We start from the raw sequence: 21,963 nt of genomic DNA, 5'->3' as shown, positions 1-21,963 counted from the left end.
TTTTAGTGAGAGAACCAATGAATAAAATAACTTGCTTATCAAAAAAGCTCAAAGAATTTTTTAATGAAAAAGCAGAGAAAATCTCAATTACAACAAGGTTTATAAAAAGAAAGAGAAAGCTAAAAGGTTCATCATTCGTAAAAGCCATGGTCTTGGGTAATATAGGAGTTGATAATTGTAGCGTAGAAACAATGTGTCAATTACTAAACGAGGACTCGATAGATATAACAAAACAAGGTTTGGATTTTAGATTTACTGAAGAAGCAGTGGAATTTATGAAAAGGATGTATAATGAATCTGTGATTCTCTTTAAAAATATCTTGCAAGTTGATTGCAAAATCTTACAGCAATTTAATAGTGTTAAATTATTGGACAGTAGCTATATTACTCTACCTAACAGTATGGAAGAGATGTATAAAGGTTATGGTACTAGCTACAGTGGCTATGAAAGCAATACTAAGTCTGGAATAAAGTTACAATTAGTTTTCGACTACATGAATCAGATAATAGACCAACTTAATTTAACGGAGGGGGTAAGATCAGACCAGGGATATAGGAAACATTTAAGTAATATATTAAGCAATGATTTGCTAATATCTGATCTCGGTTATTTTGTGCCAAGTTCTTTTAAACAAATCAATGAAATAGGAGCTTATTTCATAAGTCGTTATAAATCCGATACCAACATATATGATGTAGAAACAAATCAAAAAATGGAGTTATTAGAATGTTTAGAGGATAAGTTATTTTTAGAAAACGAGGTATTGTTAGGAAAAGAAGCAAAAATTAGAGTAAGAATTATATGTCAGAAACTAACTGAAGAACCATACGCGTCAAGTTAAGAGATTGTGAGCAAATTTAGAGAGGTTAAAGTGGATACTCTAGCCCTTCTACGTTTGTCTTTTAATGAAAATCGCGACCAAGTTATAGTGAGTTTTTTAAGAAATGCTTTTAAACTATTAATTTTGGTTAATACTAAAAATAACTCTCTAACCCGCCTTTTTAGCTCAATAAATGCCTTTGTTAAGCTAAGTTCTGTATTCTTTTTCACTTCTGTGCAACCAACTATGCCGTGAAATATAAGAATTGCGCACAATTTAGCATATAGTTCACATAATACTCTGCATGGCTTTCCTTTTAGCTTATCAAGCCTGATATGGCTTTTATACAATTTAAATAATAACTCAATTTGCCACCTTACTCTGTAAATCGTTAATACTTGCTCAGCACTAATTTTATTTTCTGGAACATTAGTTATAAATATTGACCAGTTCAACAATTTTTGATTTCTTTTAGAGGATGTATATCCCTGCGATCTTGCTAATCTATTAGCTTTCCTTCTTCTGGCCATAGACTGTTCTTCAGTTAGTTTCTGACATATAATTCTTACTCTAATTTTTGCTTCTTTTCCTAACAATACCTCGTTTTCTAAAAATAACTTATCCTCTAAACATTCTAATAACTCCATTTTTTGATTTGTTTCTACATCATATATGTTGGTATCGGATTTATAACGACTTATGAAATAAGCTCCTATTTCATTGATTTGTTTAAAAGAACTTGGCACAAAATAACCGAGATCAGATATTAGCAAATCATTGCTTAATATATTACTTAAATGTTTCCTATATCCCTGGTCTGATCTTACCCCCTCCGTTAAATTAAGTTGGTCTATTATCTGATTCATGTAGTCGAAAACTAATTGTAACTTTATTCCAGACTTAGTATTGCTTTCATAGCCACTGTAGCTAGTACCATAACCTTTATACATCTCTTCCATACTGTTAGGTAGAGTAATATAGCTACTGTCCAATAATTTAACACTATTAAATTGCTGTAAGATTTTGCAATCAACTTGCAAGATATTTTTAAAGAGAATCACAGATTCATTATACATCCTTTTCATAAATTCCACTGCTTCTTCAGTAAATCTAAAATCCAAACCTTGTTTTGTTATATCTATCGAGTCCTCGTTTAGTAATTGACACATTGTTTCTACGCTACAATTATCAACTCCTATATTACCCAAGACCATGGCTTTTACGAATGATGAACCTTTTAGCTTTCTCTTTCTTTTTATAAACCTTGTTGTAATTGAGATTTTCTCTGCTTTTTCATTAAAAAATTCTTTGAGCTTTTTTGATAAGCAAGTTATTTTATTCATTGGTTCTCTCACTAAAAGTATATCTGGGAGAACTTATACCTTATTATTCTATCTCTTTCATACCTTTATTTCCTTAACTTGACGCGTATGGGAATGACAGCAGTCCTACGTCATACCGTCACGGTATCTCTAGATCCCGCTAACAAGCAGCGGGATGACGGTTGTCAGGGTGTCAGCTACTTAGATGAAACCCTTTCCCGGTCTATCAAATCACATAGGAGAAAACTAAGACCAATCAAATTTCTTATCTTGCGGTTTTATTTGCAATATTGCTACCACACTGATCAATAAGCAAAAGACTACATAAAGCCCAGCGGCAAAGTTTACTTGAGGAAATGTTATAGTAAACCAAGTGCATATCATAGGAGTAAATCCTCCATGTAACGCATAAGAGATGTTACGTGATAAACTCACTCCACTAAATCTAACATTGGTAGGAAAAAGTTCAGCAGCAACTATTCCTATAGGATTTATACCCCTTTCTATTATAGAAAGAGCCATTACACCAAGCATAATTATAAGATAACTTTTATAGTAGTATGCAGTAGATAACACAGGACAACACAGTACCATTGTGATCACTGTAAATAAGATTGCAGTGCGCTCTTTTCCTACTTTATCAGCTAACATTCCGAGCGCTATTGAAGATATCGGCATTAATATACTGGTTATAATGAGCACAATTTCATTGACATATGTTGTTACATACGTCTCAACCGACACTATTTCTTTTGCAATTGTTCGAAGAAATATGGTAAATCCAACAACAACATTAACAGGTACAGATATTAAAATAGCAAGTATCAGAGCTCTCTTGTAGCGTTTTATAAGCTCTATTATTGGCAAATCAGATAAATTCCTTTGTTTTCGATTTTCTTCATATGCTGGAGTTTCTCCTAATGTGTATACACTATATGCGCTGATTAACCCCAAAACAAATGAAAAAGTAAACGGCAACCTCCAACCCCAAGCGTTAAAATCAGTGTTTTTTTTGCAGATGATCACTACAATCACAGAGAGCAAGATGCCAATGGAGCGACCAAAACTTATTATTCCAAAAAACATTCCTAGTTTTTTCTTATTAGGTAAATGCTCTATGAGATAAACAGAACTGCCTCCTTGTTCAGCGCCAAGCGCAATCCCTTGTGTCACATGGATTGCAAGAAGCAATATAGTAGAAGTTATACCTATTTTGCTATAACTTGGAATAAACGCAACGAGACTAGACGGAATCGATATTAGCAAGATAGCAATCGTTAATGCCATTCTCCTTCCATACCTGTCACCAATGTGACCAAATATGAATGCGCCAAGTGGCCTTACCATAGCACCCAGTCCTGCAATTCCAAACAATTGCAGTATTCTGTTGTAAACATCTTTTGCACAACAAAACTCTCTACTAATTATGTTAACCAGATCGATAAAGAGCATATGGTCATACCATATTGCTATTCTGCAGAGAATAGCTGATATCAACACCCTTGTTTGCACTAAATTTAATTTGTAAATGTTTGCTTATTTCATTGTGGCTGCTTTTTGGGATTTTGCAACCTAAGGTGTGGGTTGACTTTTTTATTATGGTGTGTGAAACTAAAATGTTATTAACATAGGGACAAAGTTATGGTGGGTGTAATTTATTTAGCGATGCTGGGCGTGGCAGCAATAATAGGAGCTATAATAGGCACTTTAATAGGTCTCTTACTAAGTTTCACTAGTCTTTCACCTCTGATAATAGGCGGAACTGTTGGAGCCATCTATGTAGTGCCATTAATTGCAGCTTTCATAACAATTCTTTTGTATCCAATTCCATATGAGCGTCATAGCGGGTTAACATTAAAAGAAACTGCGTGTCTAGCTGGCTTGTTTATTGGAAGTGTTGCAGCCGGAGTTGGCCTTGTTGCATGTGGCTTGACTCCAATAATTAAAGTAGATTCTTTATCGTCTTTATCAACTACAGTTAGTTCTTTGTTAGCTATGGGAGCTACAATACCAGTACTTCTGATTGCAACTGCAATTGGAGTAGCTATTGTAATCGAGCTCGCTAAGCAAGCTAAGGAGTACATATCAGGTAAAATAATGCAAGCAGAAAAAGAACCTGTGACTGATACACATGAAGAACCAGGCTCTAAAATGGAAGAAGCAAAAGAAGAAAAAACTGCTAGAAATAAGCAGGCAGTACGGGAATGTTCAAAAAACCATACGCGTCAAGTTAAGAGATTGTGAGCAAATTTAGAGAGGTTAAAGTGGATACTCTAGCCCTTCTACGTTTGTCTTTTAATGAAAATCGCGACCAAGTTATAGTGAGTTTTTTAAGAAATGCTTTTAAACTATTAATTTTGGTTAATACTAAAAATAACTCTCTAACCCGCCTTTTTAGCTCAATAAATGCCTTTGTTAAGCTAAGTTCTGTATTCTTTTTCACTTCTGTGCAACCAACTATGCCGTGAAATATAAGAATTGCGCACAATTTAGCATATAGTTCACATAATACTCTGCATGGCTTTCCTTTTAGCTTATCAAGCCTGATATGGCTTTTATACAATTTAAATAATAACTCAATTTGCCACCTTACTCTGTAAATCGTTAATACTTGCTCAGCACTAATTTTATTTTCTGGAACATTAGTTATAAATATTGACCAGTTCAACAATTTTTGATTTCTTTTAGAGGATGTATATCCCTGCGATCTTGCTAATCTATTAGCTTTCCTTCTTCTGGCCATAGACTGTTCTTCAGTTAGTTTCTGACATATAATTCTTACTCTAATTTTTGCTTCTTTTCCTAACAATACCTCGTTTTCTAAAAATAACTTATCCTCTAAACATTCTAATAACTCCATTTTTTGATTTGTTTCTACATCATATATGTTGGTATCGGATTTATAACGACTTATGAAATAAGCTCCTATTTCATTGATTTGTTTAAAAGAACTTGGCACAAAATAACCGAGATCAGATATTAGCAAATCATTGCTTAATATATTACTTAAATGTTTCCTATATCCCTGGTCTGATCTTACCCCCTCCGTTAAATTAAGTTGGTCTATTATCTGATTCATGTAGTCGAAAACTAATTGTAACTTTATTCCAGACTTAGTATTGCTTTCATAGCCACTGTAGCTAGTACCATAACCTTTATACATCTCTTCCATACTGTTAGGTAGAGTAATATAGCTACTGTCCAATAATTTAACACTATTAAATTGCTGTAAGATTTTGCAATCAACTTGCAAGATATTTTTAAAGAGAATCACAGATTCATTATACATCCTTTTCATAAATTCCACTGCTTCTTCAGTAAATCTAAAATCCAAACCTTGTTTTGTTATATCTATCGAGTCCTCGTTTAGTAATTGACACATTGTTTCTACGCTACAATTATCAACTCCTATATTACCCAAGACCATGGCTTTTACGAATGATGAACCTTTTAGCTTTCTCTTTCTTTTTATAAACCTTGTTGTAATTGAGATTTTCTCTGCTTTTTCATTAAAAAATTCTTTGAGCTTTTTTGATAAGCAAGTTATTTTATTCATTGGTTCTCTCACTAAAAGTATATCTGGGAGAACTTATACCTTATTATTCTATCTCTTTCATACCTTTATTTCCTTAACTTGACGCGTATGGTTTGGTGGTCATACTACAGTTATAAATAACCCTGGTTTCAGTAGTGGTAGCCATCAAAGCAGAGAAGATAAGAAAAAAGACTCAGAAGACAATAGAAAGTTATTAGCTTTAGGTATGGTAGCTGCAGTTGTGTGTGTTGCTTTCCATGCTGGTATGTGTTTTTGGTATAACAGCAGCAGAAAAGTGGCTAGAAAAGAAGAAAAAATAGATTACCTGGATAGTAAATTTAAAACGTTCAGAAATATAGAATTTGCGGTTGGCGCTGTTTCTTTGGCAGCTTTGGTAGCTTGTGCTGTTTACCCAGTCTTACCAGTGTGGGGTTTAGTTATCCTTGGCGTTAATTCTCTTGTGTGTTTTACTGGTGGTTTAGCTTTTCATATGAAGCATGAGGAAGAATCAGAAAATATCGAGAAAGCTAAAGGAGCGGTAGATAGCTGTCTTAGACAAGGGCATGGTTATGGAGATTCTTCTCGTTATGATGCACCACCTCCTTACTTTTCTCAAGATCCTAATACTACTCCAACTGCTCCTCCTTGTAGTGAATTTGATAATTCTAATGCGAAACGGCAGTTTGAGAATTGTGAGGGGTTCACGTATGATAGAAATCAATAGTTTTATTTTTAGCCAAATTAATTGAATCAAGCCACAAAATCTGCTAAAGTTAACTTTATGAAAGCACCCTTAGCTCAGTTGGATTAGAGCATTTGACTACGGATCAAAAGGTCGGGCGTTCAAGTCGCTCAGGGTGCACCACATTTTATAGGAAGCAGAAGTCACACTTGAAATTAATATATGCAATACCTATCTTTAAAGGTTGAGCACTAAACTATTATATATGAGCAAAAAAGACTACTATGAGCTACTGGAAGTAGGCAGAAATGCCAGTATTGATGAGATAAAAAAAGCGTATAAAAAATTAGCGTTAAAATATCATCCTGATAGAAATCCTGGCAATCAAGAAGCAGAGGAAAAATTTAAAGAAGTAACAGCTGCATATGAAGTTCTGTCTGACTCTGAGAAAAGGGCAGGCTATGACCGTTATGGCCACGAAGGTGCTTCTGGTGGATTTCAAGGCTTTAGCTCTGCAGGAGATTTTAGCGACATATTCAATGACTTCTTTGGTGGAGGATTCGGTGGTGGTGCAAGTAGATCGAGAGCAAAAAGAAGTACAACAGGAGTATCTGGAGCAGACCTACGTTATGATCTTGAAATTACCTTAGAAGATGCATTTAAAGGAATACAAGCGCCTATACATTATGTGACAAATGTAAAATGTGATACATGCCAAGGCACAGGTGGCGAAGGAGCAATTAAACCAGTTCAGTGCCACACATGCCAGGGAAGCGGTAGGATTAGAACTCAACAAGGCTTTTTTACCATCGAAAGAACATGTACTACATGCTATGGGGAAGGAGAAATAATACAAAACAAATGTAAGAAATGTGGTGGAAGTGGACGTAGAAGAGATGAAGTAAATATATCCGTTTCAATTCCAAAAGGCATAGAAGAAGGAGCTAAGGTAAGGATAAGTGGTAAAGGAGAAGCTGGAACAAAAGGTGGAAAAAGTGGAGATTTATACGTATACGTGAAAATAATTTTCCATAAAATCTTTGCTAGAAATAAAGCAGATTTACACTGTAAAGTGCCTATAAGAATGACACTAGCAGTGCTTGGTGGTGAAATCGATATTCAATCAATTGATGGAGCTAAAATAAAAGTAAAGGTCCCTGAAGGCACTCAAACTGGTACCAAACTACGTTGTAGGGAAAAGGGTATGCCATATATGAACTCACATGCTCGTGGTGATTTATACGTACAGGTAATAGTTGAGACTTTAAATCCAAAAAATTTAACTAAAAAGCAAATTGAACTATTAAAAGCGCTTGAAGAAGAGGAAAATGCAAGTGTACAACAGCAATCTGAAGGGTTTTTTAGTAAAGTAAAAAAAAAATAAGAAATCTGCTAAATGACATAAAGGGGTAACTGTTTACGGGTTTTCATTTAATCCTGCAATTCTTTGACCTTATTAATGGAAAACTTAACAATAGTGTTATTATTAGCCAACAGAAACTTCTTAGTTCCTTAAAACTATGTAAAAGCAATAAATTTCTTTATTTAAGGTCGAAGTTTTGCTATTCTCAGGTTTTAATAATTTAAATTTAATGAATATAAACAAAAATGAGTTTTTATTTCTTCCGCTTGGGGGAGTAGGAAGAATCGGGATGAATGTTAGCCTATATCATTACCAAGGTAAGTGGATTATGATCGACCTTGGTGTTGGTTTTGCAGATGAAACTATGCCAGGTGTTGAGCTGCTCATTGCTGATATAGATTTTATTGCTCAAAGAAAAAAAGATTTACTTGGAATAATAATTACACATGCACATGAGGACCACTGCGGTGCAGTGCCCCACTTGTGGGAAGAGTTGCAGTGCTCCATATATACAACAAAGTTTACGGTTAATTTTCTTAAAGAGAAACTAAAAGAATTTCGATTGGAAGGTATAGTGCCTGTGAAAGAGGTAGACATAAATGGCAGCATAAATTTGGGTCCTTTTACCGTCGAGTTTATAAATGTAACTCATTCAATTCCTGAGGCAAATTCAATATTAATTAGCACTGAAATGGGTAGTGCACTCCATACCGGAGACTGGAAATTTGATCCAAAACCTGTTGTTGGATTAACTTCTAATATGGAGCGTCTAAAAGAAATTGGCGATAAAGGTGACCTGCTTGCAGCAATTTGCGATTCAACCAATATATTAAGCAAGCATCACCCTGAGTCAGAAGGTGAAATTTATAATAATATTTATAACATAATAAAGCGGTCTAAAAAATTAGTTGCTGTTTCGCTATTCGCTTCAAATGTGGCACGAATTGAAACGATAAGCCAAGCTGCAAAAGCACTAAATAGAAAAGTAGTTTTACTTGGTAGATCTTTATGGAGAATAGTGAAAGTTGCGCAAGATAGTGGTTATTTAACTGATTCTCCTCAGTTTCTTGAAGCAAAGGAAGCAGTAAATTTTCCAAGGGAAGAACTGGTGCTACTTTGCACAGGTTGTCAAGGTGAGCCACTGGCAGCTACCGCAAGACTTGCTGCTAAGAGTCATCAAGCATTTAAAATGCAGCAAGGTGATACCATGATCTTTTCGTCAAAAATCATTCCTGGAAATGAAACTCGTGCGCACAACATGCTCAATGCCTTTATTGAGATGGGGGTAGAAGTTATTACTGAAAAAACAGAGCATGTTCATGCTTCTGGGCATCCAACAAGAGAAGAGCTAAAGGAAATGTATTCTTTAATAAAACCGAAGATGTCTATTCCAGTTCACGGCGAATATATTCACACGCATGCACATGTAAAATTTGCTAAAGAGTGCGGTGTGGCAAAAGCAATAATGATTGCACCAGGTGATATTGTTAATTTGGAGAACGGAGAAAAGGTTGATTCAATTGATGTTGACTACTTTGGTATTGATGGTATGTTGCTACGTCATCCGGAGAGCAGTGTTATAAAAATGCGTAAAAGAATGAGAGATGCCGGAGTTATTGTGGTAACAGCAGTTGTAAACAAGAAAAATAAATTGCTTGCTAAACCAAAAGTATTTGTACCTGGTGTTTTTGAAGTGCTAGAAGATGCAGCTACCATACAGAAAATTGTCAAGAAAGTTGAGTCGTTGTTTAGTTTGCAGCCAACAAAAAAAATTAAAAATAAGATTGAAAGTTCAATATTGAGTATCTTAAAGGAATATTTACTAAAAAGGCCTATAATTGAGGTTCAGATAGAACAGGTATGAAATGAATGAAGCTATTCGTTCATCTGGTGTTATTTATTTCGTTATTTATTCCTTATTTTACAAAAGCTGCTTTATATGTTGATATAAAAAAAAGCAGTGTTGGTAACATTGGTCTTGTTGTATCTAAATGTACATGTAAAACAGCGTTGGAAAGCGAATTAAGCGAAAATATTGCAAAGGTAATAGGAACAAATTTATCTAATTGTGGCTTATTTAATGTAAAACGTGGCGCGGAAGCTGAATCTAAATCTTGGAAAAGCGATACTGTAGTCACAGTAAGTTTAAGCGAAATATCTGGTAGTGCATTAGAGCTATCATTTCGTTTATTTGACGCTTTTACAAAAAGAGAATTACTTACTCAGTCAGTTGTTTTTCCAGCAAAAGACTGGAGAAAAATTGGTCACCTCGTTTCGGATGTGATACATGATAGATTAATTGGTGAGAAAGGGCACTTCAACACAAAAATCACGTATATCGCTGAAGAAAAAGATAGCAACTACAAATCTGTGCGTAAAATTGCTGTGATGAATCAAGATGGAAGTAATATAAAATACTTAACAAATGGCGATAGATTTGTGTCAACACCGAGATTCTCACCAAATGGAAAGGGTATTGTTTATATCTCGTACGCAAATGGTAAAAGTTATATAATATTAAAAAATTTAAAAGATAACACTGAATCAATAATCAGCGCATTTGAAGGAGTTGTTTCTGCACCAAGATTTTCTCCCGATGGTAAATCTCTTTTAATTTCCCACTCATTGGGTGGTGAAACGAATATATTATCTTTGGATTTAAGTAGTAAACGAACAAAAAAAATTACTAAAGGTTCAGCTATAAGCACTTCTCCCTCTTTTTCTCCAGATCAAAAGTATATGGCTTTTAGTTCTGATATAAGTGGGAGTCAGCAACTGTACGTTATCGATTTTACTAACAAAAGTAAAAAACCTAAAAGAATTAGTTTTGGGAGTGGAAGATATGCTACGCCTGTTTGGTCGCCAAAAGGAGATCTGATAGCTTTTACAAAGATTCAGTCAGGAAAATTTTACATAGGAGTTATGAAGCCAGATGGCAAAGAAGAACGTCTGCTTTCAGAGGGGCATAAAATTGAATCCCCGGCATGGCTACCAAATGGCAGAGAAATCATTTTTACAAGAACAGAATCACCAAGCAACTCTAAACTATATTTAGTAGACTTAGTAAAGAAAAATCAAAAAATGGTTTCCACTCCTACAAATGCTTCTTTACCGGATTGGTCTTATTTTTGAAAGTAGATCTATTGTGGATTTGATATAAGCTTGTTTTACCTTAATCGTTTATAACCTTTGGCACTACAAAATACCCATGCTCAGGTTTTGTATTGGACAATATCTCTTCTTTAATATTTTGAGAATTTATAACATCATCGCGTACATGAATGTCCTTGTCTATGCTGCCATAACGCATAGGAGAAACACCTTCAGTATTAACTTGCAATAAAGTATCATGTATCCAATCCAGCATTGTCAGTTCTTTGGAGTAGTGATCAATCTCGTCATTTGATAACTTAATCCTTACAAGCTGTGCAATTTTAAGCATTTCTTCCTTGGTAATTGTTATTTTTCTCTTATTTGCAAATTCTATTAGTGAAGTAATAACGTCTTCTGTTGACTTAGCTGGCATTTCTACCTCCTTGGATGAAGTGAGTTAAAATATTTACAACCGAAACAACTTCTATTTTACCAGTTTTTTCAAGTTTGTGAAGTATGGTATCCGTAATCACTAATTTATCTAAAGAAGAGGAAGAGATTTTCTCAACTGCACTTCCTGAAAGCACACCGTGTGTGATGCATGAAGTTACGGACTTTGCTCCGTAACTTTTTAAAGCAAGAGCTGCATTACACAATGTTCCACCAGAGTCAACTATATCATCAACAATGACACAATTTTTGTTTGCAACTTCTCCTATTATGTTCATTACTTGAGATGTGCCTGCTTTCTCCCTATATTTATCTACTACAATAATCTTATCACTTAACCCTATCTTGTACTTTTCCTCTAAAGTCTTTGCAAAAGCACGTGCTCTACCAATTGCTCCAACATCAGGTGCAACAATTGCCAAATTTTCCGTGTGTATAGAGTCAACAAATGCTTCAAAGCAGTTCAAATTAGTTATCGGTACATCAAAGAATCCTTCAATTTGACTTGAGTGCAAATCAATAACTGCAACGCTACTTGCACCTGCAGTTTGAATAAGATTTGCAACTAATTTGGCACTTAAAGCAGACTGCACATTATTGTTCTTGATAATTCTATCTTGCCTGCTATATCCATAATAAGGAATAATTACTACTATCCTTTTGGCTCCTAATCTATTTACTGCATCAATTATGAGCAGAAGCTCCATAAGGTTATCATTCACAGGGGGAGAAAGAGATTGTATTATATATACTTCTTGATTATATAGATCATTTGCTACTTCTACATTTACCTCGCCATCGGTAAACTTTGATATCCAAGCAGAGGATGGTTGAACATCTAGCCGGTTAACTACTGATTCCCCTAATTCCTTACTAGCATTACCTATTACTATCTTCATAACGCACTAATTGAGTTTTTAAGATTATACAGAAATTGTAAAATAATTGAAATGTAAGTGTCTTTATCTAGCATTCTTGTCGGTGAATTAGGTACCTCTTGTACAATGACCTGTCATTTTCACGCGTTGTTTCAATATACAGACCCAAATTGAAACAACTATACAAAATCCTGCTTATGTTTCAAGATAAATGACTTTAATGAAATATAATTTATCTAGTCATTTGTATCTGCTAACATACTACACTTCCCATTGTAGAGCCTCTGCAACTTACTGAAATTTATAATCGCTTTATAAAAAGTTTTATACTCTTTGCTTAATTGGAGGCGCTACCTCTGCACTTTCTGCTCTGTCTAGGGTACTACTTGGTTTTTCTGCAGTAATTTTTGAATGCTACCATCTACCTTATTCTTGATATCTGCTCCATATGATCTTAATACTTCAATAGCTTTCTCGTTTCCACTATTCAGCGCAATATCCAAAGCATCCATTCCATCATTATTTTTGTGGTTGATAAAATTCTCTAACTCAAAGATTTTTATATATTGCTCAATGATGAATTCTACCACTTTTCCAGGGCAATTATTAGCGGCAGGAAAGAGTACTGCATTGTTATTATTGTCTTTCTTTGTTACATCTGCTTTGAGCTTGTCTATCAAATACTTGATAATTTCTATTCTGCTATCATCTTCTGCTTCAGTGCACTGCCTAGCAGCTAAAAACAGAGCTGTTCGCCCATTATTGTCCACATCTTCAATATCTTGTCCCTTATCAATTAAGGCTTGTATTATATTTTTGTTCCCATATAAAGCAGCAAAGTGAAGAGGAGTATACCCTTCGGTGCTTTCTCTTTCATTAATCAATGCACCATGGCTAGCTAGTAATTCTATAAATTCTGGCGTATTTGCAAAAACTGCAAAGTGCATTGGTGTTAGATCATCTTTACCATGATTTTGAGTTTTTGCATTAACGTTTGCTCCATTTTTTATCAGCAATTTTGCTATTTCTAATTGTTTGCGTCCGATGGCAATATGCAGTGGCGTACGATTGCGTTCATAATGATCATTGACGTTTGTGCCACACTTTATTAGTAGTTCTGCAGCTTCAATATTACCTTCCTGAATTGCAACGTATAAGGAAGCATATCCATCTTTTGTTTCCTCTGTCATACGAAATTGCGAACATGTTAGTTCATATATTATTAAGGATTATTATTAAGTTTTTATTAATACAATATTAATGTAGCGGGATGACGAGCTTATCGTCATCCCGCCGCGAACCGTCATACCACTGCGAACCGTCATCCCGCCGCGGTATCTCTAGATCCCGCTAACAACTTACTATTACCCACAAATAAAAACATAATATTGTATTTACTCAAATAATTTAATTTTATTAACCTGAAAGCTTATTAGATTAAAATTATTAAACTAAGAGTTATAATTTTAGCAACTAAAAGCTGTAAATTGCACCATATAAACAGTTATTTCAAGCAAAAGTTATGCCATTAAGAGCTATGCAACAAACATTTATATTTGTGGGTAATAGTAAGCGCTAACAAGCAGCGGGATGACGGTTTTTCAAATTATCGTAAGTCAGTTTAGCTATAGCTACAAGTTTCATTCTTCCCTTACAAATAACTTTACTGCGTCCTTTTTTCGGATTCAGAATTAGCAAGAAACGTTCTTGTAAGGTGGTCTACTAAAATTTTACTTTATAAAACAATGTCTGAGCTATGCAATTAATACATTGTCAACACAACTGATTCATAAAAGCAAATATTATAACCACGAAGAGAGAAAATGTTATGCTTAGTTTAATAAGAAAGACCTTGAGAAAAAAAATGACTCATCAGGTAAACGATTCGAAATTGAAAGAGAAAGATGAAAAAAGTATTTTAAAATTAGCATCAAAAATAGAAGGCAAAAAAAGTAGCATTGCTGAAGAACTAGAAAAAATATCTGAAAAGGAAAAACAAAGGATTCTTACTACGGAAGTAAGCAAACATCGGGGTAAAGAACCAACTATTATATCACTTGCTTATGCTATACTACGTAAAGATAGTATAGCTGTTGAGAAAATGTTAAGAGTAGCTAAAGAAAACGGTATTCTGAAAGACATTCTTGACGCAACAACAACTATAAAATATCCAGGTGGTCAGGAAGAAACTTGCACACCACTTACTTATGCCATATTATGTAAAAATAGCAAAACTATTGAAGAAACTTTAAAAGTCTCTAAAGAAAACGGTATTCTGAAAGATATTCTTAACGCAACAACAACTATAAAATATCCAGATGGTCGGAGAGCAACTGTTACACCACTTGCTTATGCTATACTATATGAAGATAGTATAGCTATTGAAGAAATTTTAAAAGTCTCTAAGGAGAACGGTATTCTGAAAGATATTCTTAACACAACAGCAACTATAAGATATCCAGATAACAAGGAAGTGACTTACGCGCCACTTGCTTATGCTATGTTCTGGAAGGATAGCAAAGCTATTAAAGAAATTCTAGTAGCAGCTGAAGAGAACAGTATTCTGAAAGATATTCTTAACACAACAACAACCATGAAATATCTAGACCGGGAAGTGACTTACACACCACTTGCTTATGTTATACTACGTAGAGATAGTATAGCTGTTGAGAAAGTGTTAAGAGTAGCTAAAGAAAACGGTATTCTGAGAGATATTCTTGACACAACAATAACTATAAAACATTTAGATAGCCGGGAAGTGACTTACACACCACTTGCTCATGCTATGTTCTGGGAGGATGGCAAAATTATTAAAGAAATTCTAGTAGCAGCTGAAGAGAACAGTATTCTGAAAGATATTCTTGACGCAACAACAACTATAAAATATCTAGATGGTCAAGAAGAAATTTACACACCGCTTACTTACGCCATATCATGTAAAAATAGCAAAACTATTGAAGAAATTTTAAAAGTCTCTAAAGAAAACGATATTCTGAAAGACATTCTTGACGCAACAACAACTATAAAATATCTAGATGGTCAGAAAGAAATTTACACACCGCTTACTTACGCTATATCATGTAAAAATAGCAAAACTATTGAAGAAATTTTAAAAATCTCTAAAGAAAACGGTATTCTGAAAGATATTCTTGATGCAACAACAACTATAAAATGTCCAGATGGTCATGAAGAAACTTGCGCACCGCTTACTTATGCTATACTACGTAAAGATAGTATAGCTGTTGAGAAAATGTTAAGAGTAGCTAAAGAAAACGATATTCTGAAAGACATTCTTGACGCAACAACAACTATAAAACATTCAGATAGCCGGGAAGTAACTTACACACTACTTGCTTATGCTATACTGCGTGAAAATAGTATAGCTATTGAAGAAATTTTAAAAATCTCTAAGGAGAACAGTATTCTGAAAGATATTCTTAACGCAACAATAACTATAAAATGTCTAGATGGTCGGAGAGTAACTGTTACACCACTTGCTTATGCTATACTACGTAAAGATAGTATGGCTGTTGAGAAAATGTTAAGAGTAGCTAAAGAAAACGGTATTCTGAAAGACATTCTTGACGCAACAACAACTATAAAATATCCAGATGGTCAGGAAGAAACTTGCACACCACTTGCTTATGCTATACTACGTAAAGATAGTATAGCTGTTGAGAAAATGTTAAGAGTAGCTAAAGAAAACGGTATTCTGAAAGACATTCTTAACACAACAATAACCATAAAACATAAAAATAATCAAAAAGTAACTGATAAGTTACTTGCCGCATTACATGATCGCAAAGTTATTCAAAAAATTTTAGACATAGCTAGAGAAAATGATATTCTGAAAGACATTCTTAATGCAACAATAACTATAAAATATCCAGATAGTGAAGAAAAAATCTACACACCACTTACTTATACAATATCATGTAAAAGCAACGAAGCTTTTAATACAACAAGAGCTATAAATCAAGATGGTCAGGAAAAAACTCACATCCCATTTCCTACCCTTGATAAAAGAGAAACTGAATTAAAATTAAAAGAAAAAAGACAAAGTAGAAGAGATGAGGGATTAAATTTTAACAATGGTAGTAGTGACAAAAATGTTGAAATAAAAGTTAATGGGGATATCTTGTTGCAGCATAGTAGTGGAATTGAAAATGAAATAAATCATACTGCTGTACGTAATGATGTAAGGGGGGTAAAGCCTCTAATAGAAAGTAGAGTAAATGTTAAAGTACAGAATATAAATGCAGTGATTGCAACTTCTGTGACACTTGAGTTGGTAGCTAGTAAAATAACATGTGTACTGTCAAAACCCACCACTAAATTGGAAGAAGTAGCTATAACATATTTTCAAGGTTTAGCACTATATTTGTGAAACTTAATTTATATGTGCTAAACAAGATGCTGATTAGTTTTATAGCTAACCCAAGAAAGGTTTCCCTACGTCATACCGCCGCGGTATCTCTAGATCCCGCTAACAAGTAGCGGGATGACGATTGTCGTTTAGCCATAAATATTTAAGAAATTTACCAAATGAAAAAAAAGGCAAAAGAAGCCCTGGGGTTATTATCTGCTTTAAAATATTGGCGTTTTTTATGTTTTAAACGCTTGACAAGCAAGATTTAGCTGCAAATGTTTAAGAAATTTACTAAGCAGAAAAAAAGACAAAGAATCCCCGAGTTAGCTAGTCTTTTACTATCTCTGTCGAGTATTGGCATTTTTTGATGTCTTGTAACGCTTTATAAGCGCGTTCAGCTTATTTAGATAAAAATCTAGATGTAGATGAAGTTTTGTAAAGACATACAGTATCTATATACTGCAAAAAATTGAACATAAGACGCCGATACATTAAGTAATCCTTACCTTTTAATCTGCAGATTGGCGAAAGCAAATACAATAGCTTCAGTTTCATGATAAGGGGGCTGGCGGAGTTTGTCAAGGAAGTTTTTCGTTTCTGTGAACCACCTGCTAACCGACAGCTAACATTAACTACCGATATCGTATCTGAAGAAGCCCCCTGGCCATTCTAAAAAATTTAATGCTGAGTACACCTTACTTTTGGCTTCCTCTATAGTGCTCCCTTCTGCTACTATATTTAGCACTCTTCCGCCATCGGAAACTAAGTTACCACTTTCATCGAATTTAGTACCAGCATGAAACACCAACACACCAGGAATGCTTTCAATCTTATCTAATCCTTTAATTACTTCTCCCTTTTGATAATCACCCGGATAGCCTTTACTTGCAACAACTACACAAACTGTAGATTTGTTGTTAAGTTCCACCATTTTGACATTTAACTTTCCTTCTGCAACTGACAACATCAATTTTAACAAATCGCAATTTGAATCAAATCTAGGTAATATAGATTGCGTTTCTGGATCACCGAATCTAACGTTATACTCGAGAAGTTTTGGGCTATCTTTGCAAATCATTAAACCAGCAAAGAGTACTCCTTTATAAGACGTACCCATGTTAACCAATGCTTGAGCTGTAGGGTATATTATTTTTTGGATAATTTTTTGCTCCATGTCCTTACTTATAATTGAAGGTGATGAGTACGACCCCATACCTCCAGTATTTTGGCTTTCATTACTTTCATCAACTCTCTTATAATCTTTTGCACACCCAAGAGTTACTACTTTCAACCCATCAATAAGAGCAAAAAAACTTACTTCTTCTCCAACTAAAAACTCTTCTATGATTATTTCTTCACCTGATTCACCAAATTTTTTCTCCACTAGCATTGAATTTATTGCTGAAAAAGCTTCGCTTTCTGTATTACATATAACCACCCCTTTTCCTGCTGCAATTCCATTTGCTTTCACTACAAGTGGAAACTTTATTTTATTGCTACGTACAAAATCTTTAGCTAACCCTTCATCAACAAAACACTCGTACTTGGCAGTTGGTATACCATATCGTTTACATAGTCCCTTGGTGAAAGACTTCGATCCCTCAAGTTTTGCAGTTGCTTGACTTGGAGCAAAAACATTTATTCCCTCTGCAACTAAATCATCAGCAAGCCCATCAATTATTGGTTGTTCTGGACCAATAACAACCAACTCTATATTTTCTCTCTTGCAAAATTGTGTAACATCCACTGAATTTTGAATATTTACATCCACAAGAGCCCCAAGATCTTTCATAGCTTGGCGACCAGGAGTTACATATAACTCAGTCAAGATAGGAGATTTTTTTAGAGCCCAAAGTAGAGCGTGCTCACGCCCACCAGAACCTATAACCAGAACCTTCATCTTTATTTCCTCGCTTTTCTATATGTCAAAATTATTATTTGCTTATAACAGTATCATTACTCATGTATTTTTGCAACACGTTTGGTATTGCAATCGACCCGTCAGAATTTTGATAATTCTCCATTATGGCAATAATCGTTCTTCCTATAGCTAAAGCTGAGCCGTTTAAAGTGTGAACATATTTTTTTATCTTTTTATCAGTTTCTGAAGAGTATTTAGCGTTCATCCTTCTTGCTTGAAATGCACCACAATTTGAGCAGCTTGATATTTCTCTATATTTATTTTGCCCAGGTAACCATACCTCTATGTCATAAGTCCTTTGTGCAGCAAAACCCATATCGCCACTGCAAAGCAGCATTACTCTGTATGGCAATTCTAATTTTTTTAATATCTCTTCAGCAACACTCGTCATACCCTCAAGCTCATCATTTGATTGGTCTTCAGTTGTGATGCTTACCAACTCCACTTTACCAAACTGGTGTTGCCTTATCATGCCCCTGGTATCGCGACCTGCACTACCTGCTTCTTTACGAAAGCACTCCGAATATGCAGTAAAGCGAATAGGCAGTTCTTTTTCTTCCATTATTTTGTCAGCAACTAAATTTGTTAAAAACACTTCACTTGTGGGAATCAACCTCAATTCGTCGGTAGTTAAATACGAATCGTCAGAAAATTTCGGTAGCTGACCAACATTATACATAGCCTCGTTTTTCACCAAAGTCGGGTGGTACACCTCAGTATAGCCAAATTCATTAACATGCATTTCAAGCATAAAATTTATTAGCGCTCGTCCAAGCTTAGCTAACTGTCCTTTTAATATCGTAAATCTTGATCCGGAAATTCTCGCCGCTTGTTCGAAGTCCATTAAACCTAATTTTTCTCCGAGTTCATAATGAGATTCTGGTACAAAATCAAACTGTCTTTTTCCTCCATATCTTCTCACCTCTAAATTAGAGTTCTCATCTGCGCCTATTGGCACATCTTGCGCAGGAATATTCGGCAAGTTAGATAAAACATTCACTAACTTATCCTTTTCTGCTTGTTCTTTTAAGCTGATTGCCTCTATCTCATTTGTGATGCTTTTTGACAACTCTATTTGCTCTTCACAGGGGCTCTTGCTCATTTTAAGCTTTTTTATTTCCTCTGTGATTTCATTGCGCTGCCTATTCAAATCCTGCAGTTTAGTGGTTAATGATCTTTTCTCGTGATCGATTTCTAATATCTCTTCCGCAGTAGATTCTCTAATTCCCCTGCTTTTCATTGCCTTTTCAAATCCTTCAGGGTTTTTGCGTATATATTCTATATCGTGCATATATTGTGCTATTACTAACATTGTTACTGTACTCCAAAAGCTCTTAATATTCAATATATTCTCATACTACTAAAATTATTATGGTTGATTTTTTTGTTAGAATTTGTTAAAATTAATTAACTTAGCGTTCATAGGATGTGGTATGTTGGGCATCACAGGAAAATGTAATCAATTAAAAAAGAGCACTTACTTTGCTGATTGGAAATTCGTTATCTACGCTACTTGTGTATGCCTAGCAGCCACATTCGCTGCTGGCTGTTTAGGGGCGGTAATAGGATCCCCTCTATTGACCTTTCCACTTGCTATGCTCATCTCTAACCCCGTAGTTTGGGTTTTAATGGGAATAATTCTTACAGTAGCATACAAAATGGTTGTTGAACCTTTATTTTACTTAGCGAAGAACTATATTAATGGAAAAAGAGCAAGTCAAGGTGAGCAAAAAACTCAAGATGGAGATAGTGGTATTGTACCAGGAAGTGAACCCAATTCAAGGAACAGTAGTCGTAGAAGCTCTTTGGATAGTGGTTTGGGTGGTAAAGAGTTTCACGAAGATTTGGACACTCTTGTGCATCAGACAAACAGAAAAAACTATAGTTACTGGTTAGATGATAATGACATTACACATATTGCAAGAGTTGTATATGGGTACTCACAAAGTGAATATAGTAATAATAATATCTATTTTCTTGCCCCTAGCTATTCTAATGGTTGGGACGAACTCACAAAAGAATTTCTTCAGAATTATAGAGGTGAATTCAAACAAAATTCTAAATTGATATTTACTTCGGTTCTTCATATTAACAATAATCATTGGGTAACTTTGGTTATTAAACCTGATGCAGGTGATAAAAAATTTAGAGCTTATTACTGTGACTCATTTGGTAATCAATTGCCAGATAATGTGCTAAATATTGTTAAAAGAGAACTGCAAAAAGAGGAATGGGTATTAGACATAAGAATTTCCCCAACTAAGCAGCAAAGTGACGGGTATAACTGTGGAATATTTGCGTTAGAAAATGCTCATAAAATTACACAAATGCTTAACGAAGACAAATCATTTGACGAAATTGACAAAAAGTTATCAGAATATAAATTTGATTTGAATGAGAAAAGAGAAGAATTTACAAGAGCGCTTATGGAAGATGAGAAATGTAAGGAAGATCTAAGAAATCGTAAGCATCCGCCAAGGACGAAAACATCTCAGTCTTCTATTTCAAGGGAGAATGCAAGTTTGTGTTGCATTATGTAATCAATGAAAAATTACCATTGACCTTATGCCCCTCCAAATAGGAAATTTGACAATTGATTCTCCAGTTATTTTAGCTCCAATGTCTGGAGTGACTGATTATCCGTTTAGAAGTATTGTGAAGAAACTTGGTGCAAGTTTGTTAGTTTCAGAGATGATTGCAAGCAGAGCTATGATTATGCAAACTCGCCAGAGTTTGCAAAAAGCAAAAGTCGATGCATTAACTGCTGTTCAGCTTGCTGGATGCGAACCGAATGTTATGGCAGAAGCTGCAAAATTGAATGAGGATATGGGAGCAAAAATTATAGACATAAACTTTGGTTGCCCTGTTAAAAAAGTTGTAAACGGTTATGCAGGATCAGCGCTAATGCGTGATGAGAAAAAAGCCGCTGAGATAATTGAAGCTGTGGTCAAAGCAGTGAATATGCCAGTTACGGTGAAAATGCGCACTGGATGGAACGATGAAAATCGCAATGCCCCGAGACTTGCGAAAATTGCCGAAGACTTAGGAGCAAAAATGATCACTGTGCATGGAAGAACAAGAGCGCAGCTTTATAATGGTCAAGCAGATTGGAAATTCGTTAGAAATGTTAAAGAGCAAGTGAAAATTCCAGTTATAGTAAATGGCGATATTAAAAATTTAAATGATATTCAGAATGCTCTCAAAGAATCTGGAGCAGATGGAGTGATGATAGGTCGTGGTGCCTACGGTAAACCTTGGCTGATTAATCAAGCAATGAACTTTCTCAGTGGAAGTGAAACTTCTGAGCCAACAGCTTCAGAGAGATTAAGCATCATACTCGAGCATTACGACAATATTCTTGAGTACTATGGAAATGACACAGGAATAAAGATGGCCCGCAAACACATAGGTTGGTACAGTAGCGGGCTTCAAGGCTCATCTGAATTTCGTGTGAGAGTAAATAACATGACAGATAGCACAGAAGTGAAAGAAAATATTATTGGCTTTTTTGGTCAAGAGACACACTAGC

At 34.9% G+C, this 21,963-nt stretch carries 15 protein-coding genes, 1 tRNA gene and 2 pseudogenes; 10 read left to right on the top strand and 8 right to left on the bottom strand.

The genetic code is table 11. The features are described 5' to 3' along the window. Positions 1–17: 17 nt before the first annotated feature. A pseudogene (locus tag ACQH2Q_RS01070) lies at positions 18–824 on the top strand (IS4-like element ISWen1 family transposase); the annotation flags it as partial. A 14-nt stretch (positions 825–838) separates the two neighbouring features. On the opposite strand, the gene ACQH2Q_RS01065 reads toward ACQH2Q_RS01070, so the two are convergent. Together ACQH2Q_RS01065 and ACQH2Q_RS01060 are read right to left on the bottom strand one after the other, a co-directional pair. Next, entirely contained in the window at positions 839–2,164 is a 1,326-nt protein-coding gene (locus ACQH2Q_RS01065) for an IS4 family transposase (protein ID WP_264339118.1), read from the bottom strand. Positions 2,165–2,389: 225 nt separating this feature from the next. Then, positions 2,390–3,595 carry an MFS transporter gene (locus ACQH2Q_RS01060; protein WP_265023872.1) on the bottom strand — a complete coding sequence of 402 codons (1,206 nt, stop codon included), beginning with the start codon at positions 3,593–3,595 and terminating at the stop codon, positions 2,390–2,392. Between the two features lie 213 nt (positions 3,596–3,808). Between ACQH2Q_RS01060 and ACQH2Q_RS01055 the strand changes: the two genes are divergently transcribed. Beyond that, positions 3,809–4,387: a hypothetical protein gene (locus ACQH2Q_RS01055; protein ID WP_425383602.1), complete on the top strand. Its 579-nt coding sequence runs from the start codon at positions 3,809–3,811 to the stop codon at positions 4,385–4,387. Here ACQH2Q_RS01055 and ACQH2Q_RS01050 read toward each other — a convergent pair. Then, positions 4,374–5,699 (bottom strand): IS4 family transposase, encoded by a 1,326-nt coding sequence (locus ACQH2Q_RS01050; protein WP_264339118.1) that lies wholly within the window; start codon positions 5,697–5,699, stop codon positions 4,374–4,376. The two genes, ACQH2Q_RS01055 and ACQH2Q_RS01050, sit on opposite strands and share 14 nt — an antisense overlap. 205 nt (positions 5,700–5,904) lie before the next feature. Between ACQH2Q_RS01050 and ACQH2Q_RS01045 the strand changes: the two genes are divergently transcribed. The 5 genes from ACQH2Q_RS01045 to ACQH2Q_RS01025 all read left to right on the top strand — a co-directional run bounded on the left by ACQH2Q_RS01045 (position 5,905) and on the right by ACQH2Q_RS01025 (position 10,855). Continuing rightward, entirely contained in the window at positions 5,905–6,402 is a 498-nt protein-coding gene (locus ACQH2Q_RS01045; protein WP_264339242.1) for a hypothetical protein, read from the top strand. A 63-nt stretch (positions 6,403–6,465) separates the two neighbouring features. Next, positions 6,466–6,543, top strand: a tRNA-Arg gene (locus ACQH2Q_RS01040). 82 nt (positions 6,544–6,625) lie between these two features. After that, the gene (gene dnaJ, locus ACQH2Q_RS01035; protein ID WP_174515787.1) at positions 6,626–7,744 is read left to right on the top strand and encodes a molecular chaperone DnaJ; all 1,119 of its coding nucleotides are present in this window, start codon (positions 6,626–6,628) and stop codon (positions 7,742–7,744) included. A gap of 208 nt (positions 7,745–7,952) precedes the next feature. Then, the gene (locus ACQH2Q_RS01030) at positions 7,953–9,587 is read left to right on the top strand and encodes a ribonuclease J (RefSeq protein WP_012673044.1); all 1,635 of its coding nucleotides are present in this window, start codon (positions 7,953–7,955) and stop codon (positions 9,585–9,587) included. A 5-nt stretch (positions 9,588–9,592) separates the two neighbouring features. Next, positions 9,593–10,855, top strand: a complete 1,263-nt coding sequence (locus ACQH2Q_RS01025; protein ID WP_006279726.1) for a Tol-Pal system protein TolB — start codon at positions 9,593–9,595, stop codon at positions 10,853–10,855. A 40-nt stretch (positions 10,856–10,895) separates the two neighbouring features. Here ACQH2Q_RS01025 and gatC read toward each other — a convergent pair whose 3' ends face one another. From gatC to ACQH2Q_RS01010, 3 genes and pseudogenes are all read right to left on the bottom strand, one after another. Further along, positions 10,896–11,249: an Asp-tRNA(Asn)/Glu-tRNA(Gln) amidotransferase subunit GatC gene (gatC, locus tag ACQH2Q_RS01020; protein ID WP_065094978.1), complete on the bottom strand. Its 354-nt coding sequence runs from the start codon at positions 11,247–11,249 to the stop codon at positions 10,896–10,898. Further along, the gene (locus ACQH2Q_RS01015) at positions 11,239–12,165 is read right to left on the bottom strand and encodes a ribose-phosphate diphosphokinase (RefSeq protein WP_182309371.1); all 927 of its coding nucleotides are present in this window, start codon (positions 12,163–12,165) and stop codon (positions 11,239–11,241) included. Before ACQH2Q_RS01015 ends, gatC begins: the two co-directional genes overlap by 11 nt. Before the next feature lie 303 nt (positions 12,166–12,468). Next, positions 12,469–13,334: pseudogene (locus tag ACQH2Q_RS01010) on the bottom strand (ankyrin repeat domain-containing protein). A gap of 638 nt (positions 13,335–13,972) precedes the next feature. On the opposite strand from ACQH2Q_RS01010, the gene ACQH2Q_RS01005 reads away from it, so the two are divergent. Further along, positions 13,973–16,531, top strand: a complete 2,559-nt coding sequence (locus tag ACQH2Q_RS01005; RefSeq protein ID WP_425383515.1) for a WD_0033/WD_0034 family tandem repeat-containing protein — start codon at positions 13,973–13,975, stop codon at positions 16,529–16,531. A gap of 610 nt (positions 16,532–17,141) precedes the next feature. Here ACQH2Q_RS01005 and purD read toward each other — a convergent pair. Further along, complete coding sequence (gene purD / locus ACQH2Q_RS01000; RefSeq protein WP_138264878.1) at positions 17,142–18,413, bottom strand: phosphoribosylamine--glycine ligase; 1,272 nt, start codon at positions 18,411–18,413, stop codon at positions 17,142–17,144. Between the two features lie 34 nt (positions 18,414–18,447). Continuing rightward, complete coding sequence (serS, locus tag ACQH2Q_RS00995) at positions 18,448–19,725, bottom strand: serine--tRNA ligase (RefSeq protein WP_338482154.1); 1,278 nt, start codon at positions 19,723–19,725, stop codon at positions 18,448–18,450. 142 nt (positions 19,726–19,867) lie between these two features. On the opposite strand from serS, the gene ACQH2Q_RS00990 reads away from it, so the two are divergent. Together ACQH2Q_RS00990 and dusB are read left to right on the top strand one after the other, a co-directional pair. After that, a complete protein-coding gene (locus ACQH2Q_RS00990; protein WP_425383514.1) occupies positions 19,868–20,974 on the top strand; it encodes a Ulp1 family isopeptidase in 1,107 nt (368 codons plus the stop codon). A 25-nt stretch (positions 20,975–20,999) separates the two neighbouring features. Further along, a complete protein-coding gene (gene dusB, locus ACQH2Q_RS00985; protein WP_264339239.1) occupies positions 21,000–21,962 on the top strand; it encodes a tRNA dihydrouridine synthase DusB in 963 nt (320 codons plus the stop codon). The last annotated feature ends 1 nt before the right edge of the window (position 21,963 follow it).

It is taken from the genome of Wolbachia endosymbiont (group A) of Melieria omissa (assembly GCF_964031125.1).
GTDB classification, from domain to species: domain Bacteria; phylum Pseudomonadota; class Alphaproteobacteria; order Rickettsiales; family Anaplasmataceae; genus Wolbachia; species Wolbachia pipientis.
Note: the sequence above shows the minus strand (reverse complement) of the source record. Positions and strands in the feature narration are given on the sequence as shown.